This window comes from Pseudarthrobacter sp. DSP2-3-2b1, assembly GCF_049895945.1.
GTDB lineage: Bacteria > Actinomycetota > Actinomycetes > Actinomycetales > Micrococcaceae > Arthrobacter.
The window spans coordinates 466,872-489,604 of sequence record NZ_JAFCTI010000002.1 but is presented as its reverse complement, the minus strand read 5'-3'; the positions used below and the strand labels follow the sequence as shown (position 1 = coordinate 489,604).

Genomic DNA, 22,733 nt, shown 5'->3' with positions numbered 1-22,733 from the left:
GCCTGACCCACAACGGTTCCGGCCGGTTCGACGTCTGGGCGCCGAACGCCGCGGACGTCACGCTGCTCGCGGACGGGCAGAAGTACGCCATGGTCCAGTCGCCAGCGGCTCCCGGCGCGGACGGCTGGTGGTCCGCCCCGGATGCTCCCGCCGACGCGGAGCTGGACTACGGGTACCTGCTCGACGGCGATTCGCACCCGCTGCCTGACCCACGCTCCCGCCGCGTTCCGGACGGCGTCCACGCACTTTCCCGCACCTACGATCCCGCCTCCTACGCGTGGCAGGACTCCGGCTGGCAGGGCAAGGAGTTGCGCGGCGCGGTCATCTACGAACTCCATGTTGGAACCTTCACCCCCGATGGAACCCTGAACGCGGCTGCAGGCAAGCTCGGCTACCTGGCGGAGCTCGGCGTCGATTTTGTCGAGCTGCTGCCGGTGAACGGGTTCAATGGCACCCATAACTGGGGCTACGACGGCGTCCAGTGGTTCGCGGTCCACGAGGGCTACGGCGGCCCGGCTGCCTACCAGCGGTTTGTGGACGCGGCGCACGCGGCGGGCCTCGGGGTCATCCAGGACGTGGTCTACAACCACCTGGGACCCAGCGGCAACTATCTGTCCAAGTTCGGGCCCTATCTCAAGCAGGGCGACGCCAACACGTGGGGCGATTCAGTCAACCTCGACGGCCCGGCGTCCGACGTCGTCCGGGAGTACATCCTGGACAACGCCGCCCTCTGGCTGCGGGACTACCACGTGGACGGGCTGCGCCTGGATGCCGTCCATGCGCTGAAGGATGAGCGGGCCGTCCATCTCCTGGAGGACCTCGGCGCACTGGGCGACGCCATCGCTGCCGAAACAGGGCTCCCCAAGACCCTGATCGCCGAATCGGACCTGAATAACCCGCGCCTTATTTATCCCCGTGACGTCAACGGTTACGGCCTGGCCGGCCAGTGGAGCGACGACTTCCACCACGCCGTCCACGTCAATGTGAGCGGCGAGACCGAAGGGTATTACGGTGACTTCGCGTCGCTCGGAGTCCTGGCCAAGGTCCTCAAGGACGGCTTCCTGCATGACGGCAGCTACTCCAGCTTCCGCGGCCGCCACCACGGCCGGCCCATCAATACCTCGCTGGTCCACCCCGAAGCCCTGGTGGTGTGCAACCAGAACCACGACCAGATCGGCAACCGGGCCATCGGCGACAGGCTCTCGCAGTCCCTGCCGTTCGGGCCTTTGGCGCTCACCGCCGTGGTGACCCTGACCTCGCCGTTTACGCCCATGCTGTTCATGGGCGAGGAATTCGGTGCATCCACGCCGTGGCAGTTCTTCACCTCGCACCCCGAACCCGAGCTGGGCAAGGCGACGGCGGAGGGCAGGATCCGCGAGTTCGAGCGCATGGGCTGGGATCCCGCCGTCGTACCCGATCCGCAGGATCCGGAAACCTTCCGGCGCTCCAAACTCAACTGGGCGGAAGCTGAGTCCGGTGACCACGCGCGGCTGCTCTCGCTATACCGCTCGCTGACCGCGCTGCGGCGCAGTTACCCGGAACTGGCAGGGCTCGGCTTCGCAGACACTGAAGTGACGTTCAACGACGACGCCGGCTGGCTGCGTTTCCGGCGTGGCTCAGTGGAGGTGCTGCTGAACTTCTCTCCCGGGAAGGTCGCCTTCGGTAATGCCGACGGTACTGTGCTGCTCTCCACCGAGAACGTTGAGCCTGCCGATGGGGCTGCGCTGACACTGGGGCCGTGGAGCGCAGCGGTGGTTCAGTCCCGATAGGACTGCTCTGTGCGCCGCGGGCTGATTGTCAGCCCGCGGCGTAACCCGGCTGCGGAGCGGTGTTGCGCGCATCACAGGTGGCAGGATGGAACGTATGACTTTTTCAGCTGCGGACACCCGCTATGACTCCATGCCCTACCGCCGCGTCGGCCGCAGCGGACTGAAGCTGCCTGCCATTTCGCTGGGCCTGTGGCACAACTTCGGTGACGACAAGCCCTTCGAAGTGCAGCGGGCCATCCTGCGCCGCGCGTTCGATCTGGGCGTTACCCACTTCGACCTCGCCAACAACTACGGCCCGCCCTACGGCGCCGCCGAGACCAACTTCGGCCGCCACTTCAAGGACGACTTCACGCCGTACCGCGACGAACTCATCATCTCCAGCAAGGCCGGCTACGATATGTGGCCCGGGCCGTACGGCAACTTCGGCTCCCGCAAGTACCTGCTGGCCAGCCTTGACCAGTCGCTGGCACGGATGGGCCTGGACTACGTGGACATCTTCTACAGCCACCGCCCGGACCCGGAAACCCCCATGGAAGAGACCATGGGAGCGCTCGACCAGGCTGTGCGTTCCGGCCGCGCGCTCTACGCGGGCATCTCGTCCTACACTCCGGAGCAGACCCTGGAAGCGGGCCGGATCCTGAAGGAACTGGGTACGCCGCTCCTGATCCACCAGCCCAGCTATTCCATGCTGAACCGCTGGACCGAGAACGGCACGCCCAACCTCTACGAGGCGTTGGACCAGGTGGGCGCAGGCTCCATCGCCTTCTCCCCGCTGGCTCAGGGAATGCTCACGGACCGTTACATCAACGGCGTGCCGTCCGATTCGCGGGCAGCCCAGAACAAATCCCTGGACGAAGGCTCGATCGCCGGCGAGAACCTGGACCGGGTCCGCGGACTCCACAAGATTGCCGAGGGCCGCGGCCAGACCCTCGCGCAGATGGCCGTCGCCTGGATCCTCCGTGAGCAGAGCAAGGGCTCCCCGGTGACCTCGGCACTCGTTGGCGCCTCCAGCGTCAAGCAGCTGGAGGACACCCTGACCGCCATCAAGAACCTCGACTTCACGCCCGCGGAACTGCACGCCATCGACGAGTTCGCGGTGGAATCAGACATCAACCTCTGGAAGCAGAAGTAGGCAGGTCGTCACACATTGGCTGGTGGGGGCCGGGAACATTCCCGGCCCCTGCGCAGTTGGGTAAGATGAAAAGGCGCCGAATGGCGCACTGCCTGCCGTCCGCCGTCGTACTTTCCTGTACTTCTTGCCGGGATGGCTGAAGTTGTCTTCAAAGGAGTTCCGTGTCTTCAAATCCGATTCGTGTTGCAATCGTTGGTGTGGGTAACTGCGCCGCCTCGCTGGTCCAGGGTGTGCAGTATTACCGTGACGCCGATCCCCAGGCCACGATCCCCGGCCTGATGCACGTGGAGTTCGGCAAATACCATGTCAACGATGTCCAGTTCGTTGCCGCATTCGACGTTGATGGCAAGAAGGTCGGCGTTGACCTCGCAGATGCCATCCTCGCCAGCGAAAACAACACCATCAAGATCGCCGAAGTACCGCCCACCGGTGTGACCGTGCAGCGCGGCCACACCCTGGACGGACTCGGCAAGTACTACCTCGAGACCATCGAGCAGTCCACCGAAGAGCCCGTTGACGTCGTCGCCGCCCTGCACGAAGCCAAGGTTGACGTCATGGTCTGCTACCTGCCCGTTGGCTCGCAGGAAGCCGCCGAGTTCTACGCCCAGGCAGCGATCGACGCCGGTGTGGCCTTTGTCAACGCGCTTCCCGTGTTCCTGGCCGGCACCAAGAGCTGGGCCGACAAGTTCACCGCCGCCGGTGTCCCGATCGTGGGCGACGACATCAAGTCCCAGATCGGTGCCACCATCACGCACCGCGTCATGGCCAAGCTTTTCGAAGACCGCGGCGTCACGCTGGACCGTACGTACCAGCTGAACGTGGGCGGCAACATGGACTTCAAGAACATGCTGGAGCGCGACCGCCTCGAGTCCAAGAAGATCTCCAAGACTCAGGCTGTCACCTCCAACGTCGAGGCCGAGATTGCACCCCGCGACGTCCACATCGGCCCGTCCGACTACGTCCAGTGGCTGGATGACCGCAAGTGGGCCTTCGTCCGCCTCGAAGGCCGCAACTTCGGTGACGCGCCCGTGTCGCTCGAATACAAGCTGGAAGTCTGGGACTCACCCAACTCCGCCGGCGTGATCATCGATGCCATCCGCGCCGCCAAGATCGGCCTGGACCGCGGCATCGGCGGCCCCCTGCTCTCCGCCTCGAGCTACTTCATGAAGTCCCCGCCGGAGCAGTTCAACGACGACCTCGCCCGGGAAAAGGTTGAGGCCTTCATCCGCGGCGACCTGGAGCGCTAACCCCCTCCCGACGCTCTCTCACTTCCTGCACGTTTTCACGCGACGCTCTCTCACCTTTCGGGTGGGGGAGCGTTGTGCGTTGGGTGCACTCCGGTCCGGCGCTACACTGAACCGACCTCTGTGGTCGCTGACGTGGGGGGCAGCATGAAATGGTGGCTCAAATTTGGCCTGGTGGTGGCCTGCATCTTCGGCATTCTTGGTGCCATCTTCGCGGGGATCCTCTGGGTTGACTACAACAAGAGTGCGGCAGCGGTCCCGCGCGTCAGGGCGGCCGCGGACCAGTTCGTTCCGGGCGGTGGATGGACCTTGACCAAGACCACTTCAAGGGTCCCGGAGCGCATTGCGTCGCGGTACGCTGCCCCGGGATTCAACGGGTCTGGGAGCGCTACGATGCTCCCAAATCCCAAGACGTCATCCGGATGATCACGGCATCCGGCTACCTCCTGAAGTTCTCCGAATGCCTCGACGCCTCTGTCGACGAAGAGAGCGAGGTTGAGAACGGCATCAGGAACTACGGATGCCAGACGACGCCGATGGGGGACTTCCGCACGCGGGTGAGCGTCTACATCAGCCGCGGCTGGAATGCGGCGCCTGGTTCAGGGCTCCCTCCGTATGTGTACAAATTGACTCTCCTGGTCAGCAGGACCAGCTCCACTGACTGAGCTCTTGCGTCCGATTGCACACTGACCGCCTGCAGGTTTCCCGCGAACGCTCCCTCAGCCGACGATGCTGGTGGAGGAGTTACGCGCTCGAGCTTCCCGCTCGTAGCGGCGGATGGCGTGACTTGCCTGTACCAGCGCCCAGAGTCGAAGCAGTAGTTGGCTGTGCACGTGCTCACAGCTGGTTTGACAACGACTGTTAGGCCACAAGCCGTTTCTATTGACGGTAGGGCTCGACGGCGCCTATGATTCAGATCACAGCATTGTCTGAAACGATTCATTACGCATACACCCGGCCCCAAAGATGTGGTTAATATATGCAGCAGATAGACAGCTCCCGGTCCGGTCCCCAAAGCGAAGGACCAGGCCCGGTACTCTCCCTTTCCCACGCTGCCAAGACCTTTGGTCCCGTGGTCGCGCTGGCGGACGGAACGGTTGAGATCCAAGCTGGCGAAATCCATGCACTGGTCGGAGAGAATGGCGCCGGTAAATCTACCCTGGTCAAGATCCTCGCAGGCCTGCACCACCCGGATTCCGGCGACTTCCGGGTGGAAGGCGAGAGCGTCCAGTTCCGCAACGTGGCCGAGAGCAAGGCCGCCGGTATCTCCGTCATATATCAGGAGCCCACGCTCTTTCCCGACCTGAGCGTCGCGGAGAACATCTTTATCGGGCGCCAGCCCAAGGGCCGGTTCGGTTTGATCAGCAGGGCAACCATGGTCCAGGAGGCCAGCAGGCTCTTCGAGCGGCTCGGCGTCCCCATTGATCCGACGCGCATTGCCGAGGGCCTGTCCATCGCTGATCAACAGATCATCGAAATTGCCAAGGCCATTTCCTTGGATGCCAGGGTGCTCGTGATGGATGAGCCCACGGCCGCTCTCAGCGGTGTGGAGGTGGACCGGCTATTCGCCGTTGCCCGAGGCCTCCGGGATAAGGGGACCGGCATCCTGTTCATCTCGCACCGCTTCGACGAAGTCTTTGATCTGTGCGACCGGATCACGGTGATGCGGGACGGCCGGTACATCTCCACCCACAGGACCGCCGACGTGACCGTCGAGCAGATAGTCCGGGAGATGGTGGGGCGGGACATCGGCGCGCTGTATCCCAAGACGCCCACGGAGATCGGGGATGTGGTCCTGAAGGTGGACGGGCTCAGCCGGGCGGGGGTTTTCCGCGGCATCAGTTTCGAGGTCCGCGCAGGGGAGATTGTGGCACTGGCCGGTCTGGTGGGTGCCGGCCGCACCGAGGTGGCCCGTGCCGTCTTCGGAATTGACCCCTACGACGCCGGCGAAATCAACTTCGTGGGCAAAAAGCTCAAGCCGCGGGATCCACAGGCTGCCATTAGCGCGGGCATGGGCTTTGTGCCGGAGGACCGCCGCAAGCAGGGCCTGGTCATGAACCTTTCCGTCGCCAGAAACGTTACCCTCACGTTGCGCAACAAATTTGCGACTGCCGGCCTGATCAACGGCACCGCCGAACGCCGGGCAGCCCAGGACTGGAGCAAGCGGCTCCAAGTCAAAACGGGCTCGCAGGAGCACGCCGTCTCCACTCTTTCCGGCGGCAACCAGCAGAAAGTGGTGCTCGCTAAATGGCTGGCCACCGAGCCTCGGCTGCTGATCATTGACGAACCCACCCGCGGCATCGACGTCGGCACCAAGAGCGAGGTCCACAGACTTATCTCCGATCTCGCCGGCCGGGGGATCGCGATCCTGATGATCTCCTCTGAACTGCCCGAAGTCCTCGGCATGGCAGACAGGGTACTGGTCATGCGCGAAGGGCGGATTACGGCCGAACTTAACCGCGCCGACGCGAACCCCGAATCCGTCATGCACGCAGCGACTTCTTCCGCTGGGGGAACCCCATGAGCTCCACGCTGGACCACAAGGAAACAGGATCGGCGACAGCGCCCGCCGCCGGCAACGCCCGCGGCGTCCTTGCCTCGGTGTTGCGGCTGCGGGAGCTTCCTGTCCTGATCGCGCTGGTCCTCCTGGTACTCATCACCTACCTGAACAACCCGCTGTTCCTCTCGCCCCAGGGCGTGAAGGACCTCCTGCTGAACGCTACGATCATCATGATCCTGGCCGCAGGGCAGACCCTGCTGATCATCACCAGGAACATCGATCTTTCCGTCGGTTCCATGCTGGGCCTGGTTGCCTTCGGCACCGGGTTCATTTTCTCGGCGATGCCCGATCTGCCGATTGTCGCCGTCTTCGCGATCGGAATGGCATCCGGTGCATTGCTGGGGGCCATCAACGGGCTGCTTGTCACTATTGCCAAGGTGCCGGCGCTGGTCATCACCCTCGGAACCCTCTACGTGTTCCGCGGACTGAACAACGCCTGGGCGGGCGGCAAACAGTTCTTCGCGGGTGACCGTCCGGACGCTTTCGGCGCCCTCTCAGTGAACACCGTGCTGGGCTTCCCCATCATCACCCTGCTGGCCATCGTCGTCGTCATCGCCGTGGCCGTCTACATGTCCGGCACGCGTCCTGGCCGGGACCTGTACGCCATCGGCTCCGACCCGGACGCGGCCACGGCCTTCGGCATCAGGGTGTCCAAGCGCGTATTCCTGGCCTTCCTGGCCAACGGGGCGCTGGCCGGCCTGGCCGGTGTGCTCTACGCCAGCCGCTTCAACTCAGTGGGTGCCACCACGGGGACCGGCCTGGAACTGGATGTGGTCGCTGCAGCGGTCGTCGGGGGCGTGGCCATCTTCGGCGGCAGCGGGTCTGTGGCGGGGGCGGCCCTGGGCGCCCTGCTCCTGACAACCATCACCAGTTCCCTGACGGCCCTGCGTGTGGACAAGTTCTGGCAACAGGCCATCGTCGGCGTGCTGATTCTCACCGCTATCATCATCGACCGCGTGGCAAGTCTGCGCACAGCCAGGAAGCTGCGGATAAGCGAGGCGCGGAATGTCTGAGACCACAACACCGAGCAGCGGTGCACCAGCCCCGGCACCTGTTGCTGACATCACCAAACCGCTGGACTCCGAACCCAAGGGCAAAACCGGCGCCGCCAGGATCCTCGGCGGCCGGGACGCCATCACCATCTATGCCTTGGTTGCCTTTCTGATCTACGCTGCCCTTGCCATCCCGCGCTTCGCTTCGCCGGTCACCACCGGTTTCCTCCTGCTTGATGTCATTCCGGTACTGCTGATTGCGATGCCGATGACGCTGATCATCGTCACCGGTGAAATTGACCTCTCGGTGGCGAGTATCGCCGGACTGACCAGCGCCCTGATGGGCGTCCTGTGGGCGGGCGGCATGGACATCTGGCAAGTGTTGGCGATCAGCCTCCTGGCAGGGATCATCGCCGGAATGTTCAACGGCTTTTTGATCGCGGTGCTTGGCTTGCCGTCACTGGCGGTGACGATCGGCACCTTGGCACTCTTCCGTGGCCTGGCCCTGGTGGTCATCGGAGACAACGCTGTGGCCAACTTTCCGAAGGAGCTGACCGCCTTCTTCACCTCCAAACTTGGCGGCACCGGCATCCCGACGGTCATGATCGGCGTCGTCTTGGTGATGATTTTCTTTGCGGTTCTGCTCCACTTCACGCCCTTCGGACGCGGCCTTTTCGCGATGGGATACAGCAAGGAAGCTGCCAGCTTCGTCGGCATCAAAGTGGCGCGCAGTAAATTCTGGCTCTATGTGGGATCCGGCGCCGTGTCAGCGTTGGCCGGTATTTATTGGACGCTGCGCTACACGAGTGCCCGCAGTGACAACGCCTCTGGACTGGAACTGGCTGTCATCGCCGCCGTGCTGCTGGGCGGCGTATCGATCTTCGGCGGCAAAGGATCTATCCCCGGCGTCATCGCCGGCGTCCTCCTGATCGGGACTCTCAATTACGCCCTGCGGCTGGGACGGGTTTCCGATGTGGTCCTCATCACGGTGACCGGTCTGCTGCTGATCGTCTCCGTTGTGGCTCCGAGCATCGGCTCTGCCGTCAAGGAATGGCGGCACACCCGGCGCGTCCGTCGAAGCTTCAGCCAAAGACAGACCCGAACATCCACGCATTAGTCAGTCCGCATGTAACCGGTTGCGTCCAGCGCACGAGGAAAAGGAAAAACAATGAAGTTGAACCGCAAGAACAGCCCGAGTGCGCGTCTGGCGTCGCTGGTCGCAATTACCGCCGTGGCCGCGCTGGCCCTCACCTCCTGCGATAGCGGCTCGGGGTCTGCCGGCGGCGGCAGCCCCGCAGCGGGAGGGGACCAGAAGATCACCTTCATCCCGAAGCAGCTTAACAACCCCTACACGGACGTTGTCCTCGGCGGCGGCGAGAAAGGCGCCAAGGAGGCAGGCTTCGCCGCCTCGCAGGTCGTAGGCCCGCTGGAGGCCTCCGCCTCCAGCCAGGTCTCCTTCATCAACGCCGAGACACAGGCCGGCACGAATGTCATTGTGATCGCTGCCAATGACCCGGATGCGGTCTGCACAGCACTGGGCGAAGCACGTTCAGCGGGCGCCAAGATTGTCGCTTTCGACTCGGACGCCAACCCCGACTGCCGCGATGTGTTCATCAGCCAGGTGGTGGCAAAGGAAGTGGCTCTGATCCAGACGAAGCTCATCTCCGAGCAGATCGGCGGCAGCGGCGAAATCGCCGTTCTCTCCGCAACCGCGAACGCCACCAACCAGAACGAATGGATCAAGTTCATGGAGGAGGAGCTGGCGTCCAACCCGGCGTACAAGGACATCAAGCTTGTAGCCAAGGTCTATGGCGATGACGACGATACCAAGTCCTTCCAGGAGGCGCAGGGTCTCCTGCAGGCGCACCCGAACCTGAAGGGCATCATCTCTCCGACCACAGTGGGCATCGCGGCCACCGGCAGGTACCTTTCCACTTCCGCGTACAAGGGCAAGGTGGCGCTGACGGGGCTCGGCCTGCCCAATGAAATGCGGCCGTTCGTGAAGGACGGCACCGTCAAGGAGTTCGCGCTCTGGGACCCGGCCCAGCTTGGCTACGTTGCGGCCTTCGCTGGAAAGGCGCTGGTAGACGGCAAGATCACCGGAGCCGTCGGGGACAAGTTCACTGCCGGTGAACTCGGCGAACGCACCATCGAGGACGGCGGACTGGTAATCGTCGGCCCGCCGACGGTCTTCAACGCAGAAAACATCGATAAGTACGATTTCTGAGCCGGACCCCGTAGCCGGGCGGGCACTGACAGCCCGCCCGGCTCCTCCGCGAACCAAGAACTGCGATTTTTGTTCACCGTGCCGGAAGGCGCCCTCTCCATGAACCAGAAACAATCGGCTACCCGGCTGTTGAAACAGCACCGGCGGAGATCCACCCGGATCGGATTGGTCGCCGGCGGATTGGGCGCCTACTGGCCCCAGTTTCCCGATCTCCTGCCTCAGTTGCAGGACTCCGTCCGCTACGTCACGGGCCGTTTTGAGGGACTCGACGCCGAAGTGATCGACGCCGGCTTCGTCTCCGACCCGCGCGAAGCCGCCGCGGCCGGCGAAAAGCTGCGTGTCGCAGACTGCGATCTGATCGTCATCTTCCTGGCCACCTACCTGACCTCTTCCATGGTCCTGCCCATCGCCCAGCGGACAAAGACCCCGGTCCTGATTATCGACCTGCAGCCGACCGAAGCGATGGACCATGCCACCTTTGATACCGGCAAGTGGCTGGCCTACTGCGGCCAATGCCCGGTGCCGGAGGTCGCCAACGTCTTCCGACGGGCCGGGATCGACTTCCGCTCCGTCTCCGGGTACCTCAAGCAGGAATCCGCCTGGGAACGGATCACCCAGTGGGTCCACGCTGCCGGCGTCCGCGCCCGGTTGCGCAATGCCCGGCACGGACTCATGGGACACCTCTATCCGGGCATGCTGGATGTCTCAACCGATCTGACCACCGTCTCAACAACCTTCGGCTCCCATGTGGAAGTGCTGGAATTCGACGACCTACGTGAACGTGTGAACGCCGTAACCGAGGCACAGGTAGCCGAACGGCTCAAACTGGCCCGCGACCTTTTTGTGGTGGACAGCTCCGTGAACGACGACGACATCGCCTGGGGTGCCAAAGTATCGGTGGGTCTGGACCGCCTGGTGGAGGACTTCGATCTTGACTCCGTGGCCTATTACCACCGCGGACTGGCTGGGGAACAGCACGAACGGCTGGGGGCCGGGATGATCCTTGGATCCTCCATCCTCACGGCCCGGGGAATTCCGATGGCCGGCGAATTCGAACTGCGGACCTCCATTGCCATGCTCACCGCACAGGCCATCGGCGCCGGCGGTTCGTTCACCGAAATCCAGGCCCTGAACTTTTTCGACAATGTGGTGGAGATGGGCCACGACGGACCGGCACATCTCGCTGTATCGGCGCAGGATCCGCTGCTGCGTGGCCTGGGCGTTTACCACGGCAAACGCGGCTGGGGCGTTTCGGTCGAATTCGATGTAAGACAAGGACCGGTCACTACCCTCGGCCTTGGGCAGGACCCTGACGGCAGCTATTTCTTCGTCACCTCCGAAGGCGAAGTGGTTCCCGGCCCGCTGCTCGCAATCGGCAACACCACCTCCCGCGTCGATTTCGGCGGGGACCCGGGCCTTTGGGTGGACAAATGGAGCCGGACCGGCATTGGCCACCACTGGGCTCTTTGTATCGGGCACCGTGCTGGCGACATCGAGGCAGCAGCATCCCTGTTGGGCATCGAACACCGGCACGTGGCGCTCCCATAACACTGACGCGCCCATCACCGCCCCAAAGCCCCCTAGGTCAGGTGAGGCCTACGGGGTTGCCGGCGTCGTCCACGTCCATGCGCATCGCGGCCGGGGCGGCCGGCAGTCCCGGCATGGTCATCACCGCACCCGTCAGCGCCACGATGAAGCCCGCGCCGGTCTTGGGGATCAGGTCCCGCACGTGGATGGTGAAGCCCTTTGGCGCTCCCAGCCGGGCGGCCTCGTCACTAAACGAGTACTGGGTCTTGGCCATGCAGACGGGCAGTCCGGTCCAGCCGTTCTTTTCGATGTCGGCCAGCCGTTTAAGTGCAGGAACGGAGAAGTCCACGCCGTCGGCGCCGTAGATCTCCTGGGCAATGGTCCTGATCTTCTCCTCCACAGGCAAATCCAACGCATACAGATGCCGGAAACTGTTCGGCGCCGCCACCGCCGCCGCCACCTTGGCTGCCAGCTCGTCGCCGCCGTCCCCGCCGCCACCGCGGCCCCAGACATCGGCCACCGCTGCCTGCACCCCCTCCGCCCCGCACCACTCGAGCAGCCAGTTGAGCTCCTCCTCGGTGTCGGACGAGAACCTGTTGATGGCCACCACCGGCGTCACGCCGAACTTCTCCACGTTGTGGACATGCCGCCTGAGGTTCGCCACCCCGGCCTGCAGTGCTTCAAGGTCCGGTTCGCGGAGCCGGTCCACCGGCACACCGCCATGCATCTTCAGCGCCCGCACCGTTGCAACAACCACGACGGCGGACGGAGCCAGCCCGGCGACGCGCGCCTTGATGTCCATGAACTTTTCCGCCCCGAGGTCGGCCCCGAAGCCGGCCTCGGTGACCACGATGTCCGCGAGCCGCCGGGCCGTCTGGGTGGCGATCAGCGAATTGCAGCCGTGTGCGATGTTGGCGAACGGCCCGCCGTGCACCAGCGCGGGGGTCCCGGCGATGGTCTGCACCAGGTTCGGTTTGATGGCCTCCTTGAGCAGAAGGGTCAGCGCGCCCTGGACGCCCAAGTCCGCCACCGTGACGGGAGCCCGGTCATAGGTGTAGCCGAACGTGATGCGGCCCAGGCGCTCGCGGAGATCGGCCAGGTTCTCGGCCAGGCAAAATACGGCCATGATCTCGGAGGCCACCGTGATGTCGAAGCCGTCCTGCCGGGGGACACCCTGGGTGGGTCCGCCGAGGCCGATGATCACCTCGCGGAGGGCCCGGTCATTCATGTCCAGCACCCGCTTGAACGTCATCCGCCGCGGGTCGATGTTCAGTTGGTTGCCCTGGTAGATGTGATTGTCCACGAGGGCCATGAGCGCGTTGTTGGCCGAGGTGATGGCGTGGAAATCGCCTGTGAAGTGCAGGTTGATCTCGTCCATCGGCAGCACCTGGGAGTAGCCGCCGCCCGTTGCGCCGCCCTTCATGCCCAGGACCGGACCGAGGGAGGGTTCGCGCAGGGCAATCATCACCTTGTGGCCCAACCTGGCGAGCGAATCGGCCAGCCCCACCGTGGTGGTGGACTTCCCCTCACCGGCAGGCGTGGGGGACATCGCCGAGACCAGCACCACCTTCCCCGCCGGGGCGGGCGCCTCCAGCTGCTCGGGGTCGATCTTGGCCTTGTACCGCCCGTACTGTTCCAACGCCGAGGCGTTGATGCCCGCCGCCGCCGCGATCTCCTCGATGGGCCGGATGGTGGCCTGCCGGGCGATCTCGTGGTCGGTGAGCGTATTCCGTTCAGACATCCTTGTCCTTTGGTTGGGTGCAGCGGGCTGGTTTAGAAATCGTTGGGCAAAGGCACCGGAACAGAGGGAGTAGACGGAACACCCGGCAGCGCGGGGCTCAGCCGGCGTCCTAAAGAATCGACGACGGCGGCGCGGTACGTTTCCAGCGTGATGGCGGCGGTGTGCTGCCAGCCGGAGTTCTGTGCCTGGATGGCCGCAGCAAGGCCCATGACCTCGCGGGTTGCGGGATCGTCATACATGGCCTCAAGCGCATCTGCCCAGTCCGAAGCGTGGTGCCCGTCCACCAGGAGCCCGGTGCGGCCGTGGCTGATGGCACGCGAGAGTCCGCCCACCCGGGTCCCCACTACCGGCGTCCCGCAGGCCTGGGCCTCGAGCGCCACCAAGCCAAAGGACTCGCTGTAGGAGGGCATCACCACAACGTCGGCCGCCCTGAACCAGGACGCCAGCTCCGGTGCGCTGACCGGAGGAAGGTGCGTGACGACGTCGTCCATTCCAGCCTCGGTGATCAGCTGATGCAGGTTGAAGTCCTTGTTGCCGCTCAGCGCGCCCAGGATGGTGATCCGGAGTGCGATGTCCGGGCGCCGGGACCGCAGCTTGGCGGCGGCCTTGAGGAGGATCTGCGGTCCTTTCAGGCGCTGGATCCGGCCGGCGAAGAGGATGTGGAAGGTTTCCGGCGGGACGCCACGTTCGGCCCGGGACCGCGTCCGGAACGCGGGGGTGAACGTGCCGAGGTCCACCCCCGGCGGCGCGATGTCGATCCGGTCCGGGTCGGCGCCGTAGTGGGATTCGAGTTCGGTGGCCTCGGCGGTGGTGTTGGCGATCAGGCGGGCGGCGCCGTCGACGATCCGATGCTCGCCCTCCTCCCGCCGCCGCGGCTCGGGCTTCTCGCCGGATTCGAGTAGGAGGTTTTTGACCTTGGCCATGGTGTGCATGGTGTGGACCAGCGGCACGCCCCAGAGCCCGGAGAGTTCCAGGCCGGCGATCCCGGAGACCCAATAGTGCGAATGGATGACGTCATACCTGCCGTGTTTCTGGCGTTGGCGGATCTGCTCGATCTCAGCCACCATGCTGTGCAACAGCTCAGGCAGTTCTTCCTTGGGGATCTTCCGCGACGGCCCGGCCAGCACATTGTGCACGCACACCCCTGGATCCGGATGTTCGACGGCGGGCTGCTTGGCTGACGTGGCACGCGTGAAAATCTCAACCTCCACGCCCGTCTCAGCAAGCGCACGTGCCAGCTCCCGGATGTAGACGTTCATTCCGCCGGCGTCGCCGGAGCCAGGCTGCTCCATGGGGGAGGTGTGGAGGGAGAGTAGTGCGACCCTGCGGATCAGTGTCATCCCTTCCCCTTCCCGCTGCCGGAACGCGCGCCGGCCATGCTGTTGTCCACTCGGTAAAACACTACTCCTGCGGACGCCACAGCTCCCGCAGCGCCGGGAACGCCGCTTCATAGCCGGCAAGCAGGTCCGCCGCCAGTTCGGGCGGGCCCACCAGGGGGTGCCGGGCGAAAGCGTTAACGGCCGCGGCCCGGTCGCCGTGGGTAGCGGCACGGACGGTGAGCCGTTCCACCTCCTTGACCCGGCGCAGCAACGCCAGTTGCTCCGGTGCCGGGGCTGACTGGCGAAGCGGCACTGCGCCGTCGGGCGTTACAGTGCAGGGAACCTCGACGACGGCGTCCGCCGGCAACCCCGGAATGGCCGGTTCGCCAGGGGTACTTTGGGCCGCGGTGCTTTGGGCCGGCCCCAGCGTGTTGGGCGTGTTCAGGATCAGCTGCGCATCGCCCGCGCCTGCCAGGGCGCTCATCACCGCCAGCGCCACGCGTTCGTAGCCGCCACCGGCAAGGTCCGCCTCGTCGCGTTGCTCACCATGGGTCCGGGCCTCGGCGAGGTAGCCTTCCTCGCGTGATCGGCGGGCCGCGTCCCACAGTTGGAATGCCTCGCCGCCCGCCGCCGCGAGGCGCGGATACAGCTGGGCCTGCTGGTGGTGGATGGACTCGCCGCGGGTGGCAGGCATGGCCCGCATGGCCGCGGCGGCGCTGTCCCGCTGGTAGTAGTAATAGAGGTATTCGTTGGGCAAGGCGCCGAGCCCGGCCAGGAACGGCTGCGGGAAGAGCCTGCCCTCCTCGAACGTCTGCAGCGCCTGGGCGTCGGCGAGAAGTTCCGGGAGCACATCCCGCCCGCCGGACTCCAGCCGGTACAGCCAGCCGAGGTGGTTGAGCCCGTAGTAGCCCACGCCGTCGAGCCGTCCGTCCGCCAGCGGGACGCCCGCCGCCCGCGCCGCCCGGTGCACCAGGCCTCCTGCCGAATCGCAGATCCCGATGACCTTCCGGCCCAGGATTGGCACCAGCGCCTCCGTGACCATGCCTGCCGGATTGGTGAAGTTGATCAGCCACGCGTCCGGGCATAGCTCCCGCATCAGATTCGCCAGGTGCAGCATTTCGGGGATGGTCCGCAGGGCGTAGGAGATGCCGCCCGCGCCCGTGGTCTCCTGGCCGAGCAGGCCGAGGCCCTGTGCCACCCGTTCGTCGGCGATGCGGCCGGCCGTGCCGCCGGGCCGGATCGCCGCGAACACGAGGTCGGTTCCGGCCAGGGCCTCGGGCAGGGAGGCGGTGGTCCGGATGACGGGAGGATGGGCACCCGCTTTGGCGGCTCCCACCGGCGCGTTGGCACCCGCATGCCCGCCGCCGTCGGGCACTGGCATGGCCCGCAGCACCGCGGTGATCGCCGCGAGGCGGGCGGGGTCGACGTCGAACAGCACCAGCTCGCTGACCAGGCCCGCGAAGGGGCCGGAAGTGAGGGCCCGGTACACAAGCGGCACGCGGAACCCGCCGCCGCCGGCAATCATGAGACGCATAATCAGCAGTGTAGGCCGCCGGCTGGCCGGCCCCTACCGCCCCGCGGCGCCAGGGCGTAGTCTGCCGGACATGGACGCAATCCCGGACCGCCGCTTCGATCCGCTCTCTTTCGTCCGACAGCCAGCCGATGGGGAGTTCGATCTGATCCTCGCGGGCACGGTCTTCCAGGACATCATCTTCACCGGCCTGCCCCACGCCCCGGAACCGGGCACCGAAATCTGGAGCGAAGGCATGGGCAGCTGCCCCGGCGGCGTGGCGAACCAGGCCATCGCCGCGGCAAGGCTGGGCCTCCGCACGGGACTGGCCGCGGCGTTCGGGGACGACGGCTACGGGGACTACAACTGGAAGATCCTGGCCGGGCAGGAGCACGTGGACCTGAGCCTCTCGCGCCGGGTACCGGGCTGGCACTCGCCGGTGACTGTTTCACTCAGCGTGGCGCAGGACCGGTCCCTGGTGACGCATGGCCACCCCGCGCCTGTGACAGCTTCCGAGCTGATCGGGACGCCGCCGCCGGCGCTCGCCGGGATTGCCGAGCTGGGCCTCGAGATTGAGCCCTGGGCCAAGGAGGCCTACCAGTCCGGCGTGAAACTTTTCGGGGACGTGGGCTGGGACCCCAGCGGGGAGTGGAGTCCGGTCCGGCTTGAAAACCTGCAGTACTTCCACGCGTTCCTGCCCAACCAGCGGGAGGCCATGGCGTTCACGGGGAAGGACAACCCGTGGTCCGCGTTGTATGCGCTGGCGGACCGGGTTCCCGTGGCGGTGGTGACGCTCGGGCCGCAGGGTGCCATGGCCGTGGACTCCGAGACGGGGGAGGAGGAGTGGGTGCCATCCCTGCCGGTCACTGCGTTCGATCCCACCGGCGCCGGCGACTGCTTTGACGCCGCCTTCATCGTGGGCACCCTGGCGGGCTGGCCGCTGGGCAACCGGCTCCGCTTCGCGAACCTCTGCGCTTCCCTGGCGGTGCAGGAGGTGGGCGGATCGCTGGCGGCTCCCGGCTGGGGCGACATTGCCGACTGGTGGCAGAAGGCCAACTCCCGGCCCGAACGCCAGAGCAGCCAATGGCTCCGCCGGTTCGGGTTCCTCGCCGAGATCCTGCACGACGTCCCGATGGGGGCGCAGCGCCGGGCGACGGCTACGATCGCGCACCTGTCTGACGCCTGATTGCGGCGGCGGGACGCCTGGGGGCGGGGCGGGACGGCTGAGCGCAGCCCGTGAAAGCACTGCGATTATCCGGCCGCGAGCGCCAGCACTAGAATCACTAACGTGACTTACCCCGTAGCAACCGGTGACTGCAGCGCGGCCGCAGGAACTGATCCTCTGTACGAGCGGTCCGCCGTCATCGATCTGGACGCCATCCGGCACAACGTGCGGAGGCTGGCGGATGCTGCGTCACCCGCGAAAGTCATGGCAGTGGTCAAAGCCGACGCCTACGGGCACGGCGCGGTCCCCGTGGCGCGGGCGGCCCTCGAAGCCGGTGCTGCGTGGCTGGGAGTGGCGCACATCTCCGAGGCCCTGCAGCTCCGGGCGGCCGGCATCGAAGCGCCCCTCTTGGCCTGGCTGCACACCACGGAAAGCAACTTCGCCGCGGCGGTGGCTGCCGGCGTCGACATCGGCTGTTCGGGCTGGGAGCTCGACCGGATTGTGGCGGCCGCGCGCGACCAGGAACGTCCCGCCCGCATCCACCTGAAGGTGGACACCGGCCTGGGACGGAACGGCGTGACCCTGGAACACTGGGACCAGCTGCTGGGCGAGGCGATGGAGTACCAGGACGAGGGCCTCCTGCGGGTGGTGGGCATTTTCTCGCACCTCTCGGTGGCAGACGAACCCGAACGTCCGGAAACCGACGAGCAGCTGGCAGTGTTCCGCGAAGTGCTGGCAGCAGCCGAGGACGCCGGCGTGGACCCCGAAGTCCGGCACCTGGCAAACACGCCCGCCACGCTGTCACGGCCGGATACCCACTTCGACCTCGTGCGGGTGGGGCTTGGCATTTACGGCCTCTCGCCCTTCGAGGGCCAGACCTCCGCTGAACTGGGACTTCGCCCGGCCATGACGCTGCGGACCGTGGTGTCCCAGTGCAAGGACGTGCCGGATAGGCAAGGCGTTTCCTACGGCCTCCGCTACCGCACCCAGGGACCCAGCACCCTGGCGCTGATCCCGATGGGCTATGCCGACGGCGTGCCCAGGGTGGCTACCGGCGGTCCCGTCCGGATTGCCGGCAGGACGTACCCGGTGGTGGGCAGGATCGCCATGGACCAGATGGTTATCGACCTGGGCAACGTCGGCGCGGCCAGCGCGGGCCTCCTCGGCGCCGAAGCCGTGCTGTTCGGCAGCGGGGACGACGGCGGCCCCACCGCCGACGACTGGGCCGTCGCCGCCGGCACCAACAACTACGAGATCGTGACCCGGATCAGCCCCCGGGTGCCGCGCCGGTTCATCAACGATCATCCCGCCGTCGGCCTTTCCAGCGGCACTCCCAGCGACAGATCCCCGGCTAACGGCCAGGAGACGCCGTGAGTGTGCCGGCCGCCGCGGCGGCGCCGAACTGGGACCTGACACTGAAGGTCACGACGGCGGACCAGACCCATGCGCTCGGCGCGGCATTGGGGGCAGAGCTTGAGCGCGGGGACCTGCTGGTGCTGACCGGCGAGCTGGGTGCCGGTAAAACCACCTTCACGCAGGGGCTCGGCGAGGGCATGGGCGTGCGGGCCGGGGTCATCTCGCCCACGTTCGTCCTGGTGCGCATCCACCCGAACCTGCCTGACGGCCCCCGCCCCGGCGGCCCTGACCTGGTCCACGTGGACGCCTACCGGCTGGGTTCAGCGTCCGAGATCGATGACATTGACCTGGAGAACACCATGGACTCATCGGTGACCGTGGTGGAATGGGGGCGCGGGCGTGTGGAGCACCTGAGCGAGAGCCGGCTTGAGGTGGATCTGCACCGCGCCGTGGGGCTGGAAACGCCCAGGCCCGGTGCCGGCGGGCCACAACCCGACCACCCCGAAACACTGGACTTTGATACTGACGACGACGACGAACCCCGCACCATCGTGCTGCGCGGGTTCGGCCCGCGCTGGAGCGACAGGCCTTTTTGGGCCGACAGCGCCGGCGGCGCCTTCACCGGCAGCAGCGCCATCGAAGGGACCCCCTGATGCTTATCCTTGCCATCGACACCTCGGCCGTGGCCAGTGCCGCCCTGGTCTCGGACGACGCCCTCGAAGGCGTGGTGGCCAGCTTCTCCACCGAGGACACCCGAAGCCATGCGGAGGTGCTGGCCCCCGGGATCCAGGACCTGCTCGCTGGCGCCGGCGTCACGGGAAGCGACATCGACGCGATTGTGACCGGGGTTGGTCCCGGCCCGTTCACCGGCCTGCGCTCCGGGATCGCCACCGCCCGCACCCTGGCGTTCGTCTGGGATAAACCGCTGTACGGCCTCATGAGCCTGGACGCAGTGGCGCTGGAGGTGGCCGAGTCCACTGATGCACCGGCGGAATTCCTGGTGGTCACGGACGCCCGGCGGAAAGAGGTCTACTGGGCCCGGTACAGCCTCGCGGACGGGCAGTTGCCCCGGCTGGAGGACGGCCCGCACGTCAGCTTCGCCGCCGGCCTGCCGGACCTCCCGGCCTACGGGGCCGGCGCGGGACTCTACAGTGACGTCCTGCAGGCAGACCCGGACTTCGCCAATGAACAGCCGGACGCCCTGTACCTCGGCCAGTTCGCCCTGGCCCGGCTGGCAGCCGGCGGAAAGCTGCTGGACTCCACCCCCCTGTACCTGCGCGAATCCGATGCCCAGGTCCCCGGGCCGCGGAAGCGGGCACTGTGATGGCGGCCCAGTCCCCGCAGGCTGACGGCGTCGTCCTCCGTGACATGACCCTGGAGGACGTTCCGGCAGTCAACACCCTCGAACAAAGGCTGTTTCCGGCCGATGCCTGGCCGCTGCAGATGTTCCTGGCCGAACTGTCCCAGCCCGAGACCCGCCGCTACCTGGTGGCCGAAAGCGGCGGCGAGATCGTGGGCTACGCCGGCCTGATGTGCATCGAGCCGATCGCGGATGTCCAGACCATCGCCGTCGTGCCTGAATTCGAAGGGCGCGGGATCGGCTCGGCCCTCCTGACCCGGCTGATCGACGAGGCCCGCAGCCGTGGCGCCGCTGACGTCCTCCTGGAAGTTCGCGAAGACAATCCGCGCGCACAGCAGCTCTACGTGCGGTTCGGATTCGAAAAAATCCACGTCCGCCGCAAGTACTACCGAGACGGCGTTGATGCCCTGATCATGCGGCTGCAGCTGGTCCCGGACGGCGCCGGAACAGCCGCGGAATCCCCAACGGAAGCAGGCCAGGAATGAACACCACGCAGCCACTGGTGCTGGGCATTGAGTCCTCCTGCGACGAGACCGGCGTCGGGATAGTCCGCGGAACAACCCTGTTCACCAACACGGTGTCCTCGTCCATGGACGAACACGTCCGGTTCGGCGGAGTGATCCCGGAGATCGCCTCGCGGGCGCATCTGGACGCCTTTGTGCCCACCCTCCGGCAGGCACTGTCCGACGCCGGAGTGACGCTGGACGACGTGGACGCCATCGCCGTCACATCCGGGCCCGGGCTGGCCGGCGCCTTGATGGTCGGGGTGTGTGCCGCGAAGGCGCTCGCCGTGGCCACCGGCAAGCCGCTGTACGCCATCAACCACCTGGTGGCGCACGTGGGCGTCGGGCTGCTGGACGGAAAGCACGACGCCGGTGCTGCCGCCGGAAGTGCCGGCGCCTCCGTTGCGGCCGGGCTTGGTCACAGTGGCGTTCTCCCGGACCATCTGGGCGCCCTGCTGGTCTCCGGCGGGCACACCGAGATCCTCAAAATCAACAGCATCACCAGCGACGTCCAGCTCCTCGGGTCAACCATCGATGACGCCGCGGGGGAGGCCTACGACAAGGTCGCCCGCATCCTGGGCCTGGGCTACCCCGGTGGTCCGGCTATCGACAAGCTGGCCAGGGAAGGCAACCCCAAGGCCATCCGTTTCCCGCGTGGCCTCACCCAGCCCAAATACATGGGCACGGCCGAGGAACCGGGGAAGCACCGCTACGACTGGTCCTTCAGCGGGCTCAAGACCGCCGTCGCCCGCTGTGTTGAGCAGTTCGAGGCCCGCGGCGAGGAACTTCCGGTTGCGGACATCGCGGCTGCGTTCCAGGAAGCCGTGGTGGACGTGATCACCTCCAAAGCCGTGCTGGCCTGTGTTGAACACGGCATCAAGGATGTCCTTCTCGGCGGCGGCGTGGCGGCCAATTCCCGGCTTCGCGAGCTGACAGCCAAGCGCTGCGCGTCGGCGGGAATCACGCTTCTCGTGCCGCCGCTGGACCTGTGTACGGACAACGGCGCCATGGTGGCGGCCCTCGGTGCGCAGCTTGTCATGGCCGGGATCGGGCCGAGCGGCATCCGCTTCGCCCCGGACTCCTCCATGCCGGTCACCAGCGTGTCCCTCCCGGCCAAAAACACCGAACGAGGTGCCTAGGCCGTCGGGCCGTTCCGCATCTGCTTGACCAGGTCCAGGACCACGGCCCGCAGGTCGCCGCCGTGCTCGGCGGCCACCCGGCGCTGCCGCTGGTAGCCGGCGCCGCGGCGGATGATCTTCTCGACGTCGGCCAGTTCGTCGGGGCAGCCGAGCTTCGCTGCCACAGGTTCCAGCCGGTTGAGGGTTTCCATCAGGTGCTCGGTGACCAGTTTCTCGTTGCCGGCAGCGTCAAGGATGATGATCGCGTCCATACCGTAGCGGGCGGCACGCCACTTGTTCTCCTGGATATGCCACGGCGGCATGGTGGGGATGGTTCCGCCGTTGTCCAGGGTGGTGGAGAATTCGTCCACAAGGCATTGGGTGAGGGCAGCGATCGCGCCGACTTCCTCCAGGGTGGCCAGGCCGTCGCAGATGCGCATTTCAATGGTGCCGAAGTGCGGGACGGGCCGGATGTCCCAGCGGATCTCGGACAGCGAGTCGATCACCCCGGTGGTGAACATGTCCTGGGCGTAGAACTCGTATTCTTCCCAGGACCGGAACTGGAACGGCAGGCCAGCCGTGGGGAGCTGCTGGAACATCAGGGCGCGCTGGGATGCGTACCCGGTGTCCTCGCCGCCCCAGAACGGGCTCGACGCCGAGAGCGCCTGGAAGTGCGGGAAGTAGTTGACCAGTCCGTCGAGCACCGGAAGGGCCTTTTCGCGCCGGTCCAGCCCCACGTGGACGTGCACGCCGTAAATGACCATCTGCCGGCCCCACCACTGCGTGCGGTCGATCAGTTTGGCGTACCTGGCCTTGTCCGTGACCGGCTGGAGCTGCGGCGGGCTGAACGGGTGGCTGCCGGCGCAGAAGACTTCCACACCCATGGGATCGGTGACCTCGCGGACGGCGGCGAGTGAGCGGCTGAGGTCTTCCTTGGCTTCGCCGGCGGTTTCGCAGATGCCGGTGACCAGTTCCACCGTGTTCAGGAGCAGTTCCTGTTTGATGTGCGGGTGTTCGTCGTCTTCGTTCAGTTCGGGATGCTTGGCTGAAACGCCGCGGAGGACCTCGTTGGCTACCGAGGCCAGTTCGCCGGTCTCACCGTCAACGAGCGCCAACTCCCACTCCACACCAAGAGTTGATTGCTTCGATGAAGCGAAATCAATCTTCATGCGTTCCCCTAACTGTTCCCGTTGTGCCCGGCGCACGCCGC

20 protein-coding genes are annotated in these 22,733 nt (G+C 66.1%); 16 read left to right on the top strand and 4 right to left on the bottom strand.

Translation table 11 applies throughout. From position 1 onward, the window contains the following. Positions 1-2: 2 nt before the first annotated feature. The 10 genes from treZ (at position 3) to ACP7AX_RS04770 (ending at position 11,472) form a co-directional block, all read left to right on the top strand. A complete protein-coding gene (treZ, locus tag ACP7AX_RS04815; RefSeq protein WP_426225637.1) occupies positions 3-1,769 on the top strand; it encodes a malto-oligosyltrehalose trehalohydrolase in 1,767 nt (588 codons plus the stop codon). A 94-nt stretch (positions 1,770-1,863) separates the two neighbouring features. After that, positions 1,864-2,901 (top strand): L-glyceraldehyde 3-phosphate reductase, encoded by a 1,038-nt coding sequence (gene mgrA / locus ACP7AX_RS04810; protein WP_426225588.1) that lies wholly within the window; start codon positions 1,864-1,866, stop codon positions 2,899-2,901. Between the two features lie 161 nt (positions 2,902-3,062). Further along, positions 3,063-4,148 carry an inositol-3-phosphate synthase gene (locus tag ACP7AX_RS04805; protein ID WP_426225587.1) on the top strand — a complete coding sequence of 362 codons (1,086 nt, stop codon included), beginning with the start codon at positions 3,063-3,065 and terminating at the stop codon, positions 4,146-4,148. 144 nt (positions 4,149-4,292) lie between these two features. Next, a complete protein-coding gene (locus ACP7AX_RS04800) occupies positions 4,293-4,571 on the top strand; it encodes a hypothetical protein (protein WP_426225586.1) in 279 nt (92 codons plus the stop codon). Then, a complete protein-coding gene (locus ACP7AX_RS04795; protein ID WP_426225585.1) occupies positions 4,568-4,810 on the top strand; it encodes a hypothetical protein in 243 nt (80 codons plus the stop codon). Before ACP7AX_RS04800 ends, ACP7AX_RS04795 begins: the two co-directional genes overlap by 4 nt. Before the next feature lie 314 nt (positions 4,811-5,124). After that, positions 5,125-6,669 carry an ATP-binding cassette domain-containing protein gene (locus tag ACP7AX_RS04790; RefSeq protein WP_131682846.1) on the top strand — a complete coding sequence of 515 codons (1,545 nt, stop codon included), beginning with the start codon at positions 5,125-5,127 and terminating at the stop codon, positions 6,667-6,669. Beyond that, entirely contained in the window at positions 6,666-7,718 is a 1,053-nt protein-coding gene (locus ACP7AX_RS04785) for an ABC transporter permease subunit (protein WP_131682845.1), read from the top strand. The genes ACP7AX_RS04790 and ACP7AX_RS04785 overlap by 4 nt, the downstream gene beginning before the upstream one ends. Further along, on the top strand, positions 7,711-8,814 hold the full coding sequence (locus ACP7AX_RS04780; RefSeq protein WP_131682844.1) for an ABC transporter permease subunit: 1,104 nt from the start codon (positions 7,711-7,713) through the stop codon (positions 8,812-8,814). The genes ACP7AX_RS04785 and ACP7AX_RS04780 overlap by 8 nt, the downstream gene beginning before the upstream one ends. 51 nt (positions 8,815-8,865) lie before the next feature. Beyond that, positions 8,866-9,924, top strand: coding sequence for a rhamnose ABC transporter substrate-binding protein (rhaS, locus tag ACP7AX_RS04775; protein ID WP_131682843.1), 1,059 nt, complete (start codon positions 8,866-8,868; stop codon positions 9,922-9,924). Between the two features lie 99 nt (positions 9,925-10,023). Continuing rightward, positions 10,024-11,472 carry an arabinose isomerase gene (locus tag ACP7AX_RS04770; protein WP_426225584.1) on the top strand — a complete coding sequence of 483 codons (1,449 nt, stop codon included), beginning with the start codon at positions 10,024-10,026 and terminating at the stop codon, positions 11,470-11,472. A gap of 37 nt (positions 11,473-11,509) precedes the next feature. On the opposite strand, the gene ACP7AX_RS04765 is transcribed toward ACP7AX_RS04770, so the two are convergent. The 3 genes from ACP7AX_RS04765 to ACP7AX_RS04755 form a co-directional block, all read right to left on the bottom strand. After that, entirely contained in the window at positions 11,510-13,192 is a 1,683-nt protein-coding gene (locus ACP7AX_RS04765; protein ID WP_426225583.1) for a formate--tetrahydrofolate ligase, read from the bottom strand. A 32-nt stretch (positions 13,193-13,224) separates the two neighbouring features. Further along, on the bottom strand, positions 13,225-14,532 hold the full coding sequence (gene mshA / locus ACP7AX_RS04760; RefSeq protein WP_426225582.1) for a D-inositol-3-phosphate glycosyltransferase: 1,308 nt from the start codon (positions 14,530-14,532) through the stop codon (positions 13,225-13,227). Between the two features lie 61 nt (positions 14,533-14,593). Beyond that, positions 14,594-16,045, bottom strand: a complete 1,452-nt coding sequence (locus tag ACP7AX_RS04755; RefSeq protein ID WP_426225581.1) for a 6-phospho-beta-glucosidase — start codon at positions 16,043-16,045, stop codon at positions 14,594-14,596. 70 nt (positions 16,046-16,115) lie between these two features. On the opposite strand from ACP7AX_RS04755, the gene ACP7AX_RS04750 reads away from it, so the two are divergent. From ACP7AX_RS04750 to tsaD, 6 genes are all read left to right on the top strand, one after another. Next, positions 16,116-17,207: a PfkB family carbohydrate kinase gene (locus ACP7AX_RS04750; RefSeq protein ID WP_131682839.1), complete on the top strand. Its 1,092-nt coding sequence runs from the start codon at positions 16,116-16,118 to the stop codon at positions 17,205-17,207. Positions 17,208-17,309: 102 nt separating this feature from the next. Next, positions 17,310-18,560: an alanine racemase gene (gene alr, locus ACP7AX_RS04745; RefSeq protein ID WP_426225580.1), complete on the top strand. Its 1,251-nt coding sequence runs from the start codon at positions 17,310-17,312 to the stop codon at positions 18,558-18,560. Beyond that, positions 18,557-19,195: a tRNA (adenosine(37)-N6)-threonylcarbamoyltransferase complex ATPase subunit type 1 TsaE gene (tsaE, locus tag ACP7AX_RS04740; RefSeq protein ID WP_426225579.1), complete on the top strand. Its 639-nt coding sequence runs from the start codon at positions 18,557-18,559 to the stop codon at positions 19,193-19,195. The genes alr and tsaE overlap by 4 nt, the downstream gene beginning before the upstream one ends. Then, positions 19,195-19,866 (top strand): tRNA (adenosine(37)-N6)-threonylcarbamoyltransferase complex dimerization subunit type 1 TsaB, encoded by a 672-nt coding sequence (tsaB, locus tag ACP7AX_RS04735; RefSeq protein WP_426225578.1) that lies wholly within the window; start codon positions 19,195-19,197, stop codon positions 19,864-19,866. Before tsaE ends, tsaB begins: the two co-directional genes overlap by 1 nt. Then, the gene (gene rimI, locus ACP7AX_RS04730; RefSeq protein WP_426225577.1) at positions 19,866-20,387 is read left to right on the top strand and encodes a ribosomal protein S18-alanine N-acetyltransferase; all 522 of its coding nucleotides are present in this window, start codon (positions 19,866-19,868) and stop codon (positions 20,385-20,387) included. Before tsaB ends, rimI begins: the two co-directional genes overlap by 1 nt. After that, on the top strand, positions 20,384-21,544 hold the full coding sequence (gene tsaD, locus ACP7AX_RS04725) for a tRNA (adenosine(37)-N6)-threonylcarbamoyltransferase complex transferase subunit TsaD (protein WP_426225576.1): 1,161 nt from the start codon (positions 20,384-20,386) through the stop codon (positions 21,542-21,544). Before rimI ends, tsaD begins: the two co-directional genes overlap by 4 nt. Here the strand turns inward: tsaD and ACP7AX_RS04720 are convergent. Then, positions 21,541-22,692: a glutamate--cysteine ligase gene (locus tag ACP7AX_RS04720; protein WP_426225575.1), complete on the bottom strand. Its 1,152-nt coding sequence runs from the start codon at positions 22,690-22,692 to the stop codon at positions 21,541-21,543. The genes tsaD and ACP7AX_RS04720 overlap by 4 nt on opposite strands. Positions 22,693-22,733: the final 41 nt, after the last annotated feature.

Bases quoted from the DNA above. Each gene is read 5' to 3' on its own strand.
- mgrA (WP_426225588.1), top strand. From the start codon at position 1,864: ATGACTTTTTCAGCTGCGGACACCCGCTATGACTCCATGCCCTACCGC.
- ACP7AX_RS04800 (WP_426225586.1), top strand. From the start codon at position 4,293: ATGAAATGGTGGCTCAAATTTGGCCTGGTGGTGGCCTGCATCTTCGGC.
- ACP7AX_RS04795 (WP_426225585.1), top strand. From the start codon at position 4,568: ATGATCACGGCATCCGGCTACCTCCTGAAGTTCTCCGAATGCCTCGAC.
- ACP7AX_RS04790 (WP_131682846.1), top strand. From the start codon at position 5,125: ATGCAGCAGATAGACAGCTCCCGGTCCGGTCCCCAAAGCGAAGGACCA.
- ACP7AX_RS04785 (WP_131682845.1), top strand. From the start codon at position 6,666: ATGAGCTCCACGCTGGACCACAAGGAAACAGGATCGGCGACAGCGCCC.
- ACP7AX_RS04780 (WP_131682844.1), top strand. From the start codon at position 7,711: ATGTCTGAGACCACAACACCGAGCAGCGGTGCACCAGCCCCGGCACCT.
- rhaS (WP_131682843.1), top strand. From the start codon at position 8,866: ATGAAGTTGAACCGCAAGAACAGCCCGAGTGCGCGTCTGGCGTCGCTG.
- ACP7AX_RS04770 (WP_426225584.1), top strand. From the start codon at position 10,024: ATGAACCAGAAACAATCGGCTACCCGGCTGTTGAAACAGCACCGGCGG.
- ACP7AX_RS04765 (WP_426225583.1), bottom strand. From the start codon at position 13,192: ATGTCTGAACGGAATACGCTCACCGACCACGAGATCGCCCGGCAGGCC.
- mshA (WP_426225582.1), bottom strand. From the start codon at position 14,532: ATGACACTGATCCGCAGGGTCGCACTACTCTCCCTCCACACCTCCCCC.
- ACP7AX_RS04755 (WP_426225581.1), bottom strand. From the start codon at position 16,045: ATGCGTCTCATGATTGCCGGCGGCGGCGGGTTCCGCGTGCCGCTTGTG.
- ACP7AX_RS04750 (WP_131682839.1), top strand. From the start codon at position 16,116: ATGGACGCAATCCCGGACCGCCGCTTCGATCCGCTCTCTTTCGTCCGA.
- tsaB (WP_426225578.1), top strand. From the start codon at position 19,195: ATGCTTATCCTTGCCATCGACACCTCGGCCGTGGCCAGTGCCGCCCTG.
- rimI (WP_426225577.1), top strand. From the start codon at position 19,866: ATGGCGGCCCAGTCCCCGCAGGCTGACGGCGTCGTCCTCCGTGACATG.
- tsaD (WP_426225576.1), top strand. From the start codon at position 20,384: ATGAACACCACGCAGCCACTGGTGCTGGGCATTGAGTCCTCCTGCGAC.
- ACP7AX_RS04720 (WP_426225575.1), bottom strand. From the start codon at position 22,692: ATGAAGATTGATTTCGCTTCATCGAAGCAATCAACTCTTGGTGTGGAG.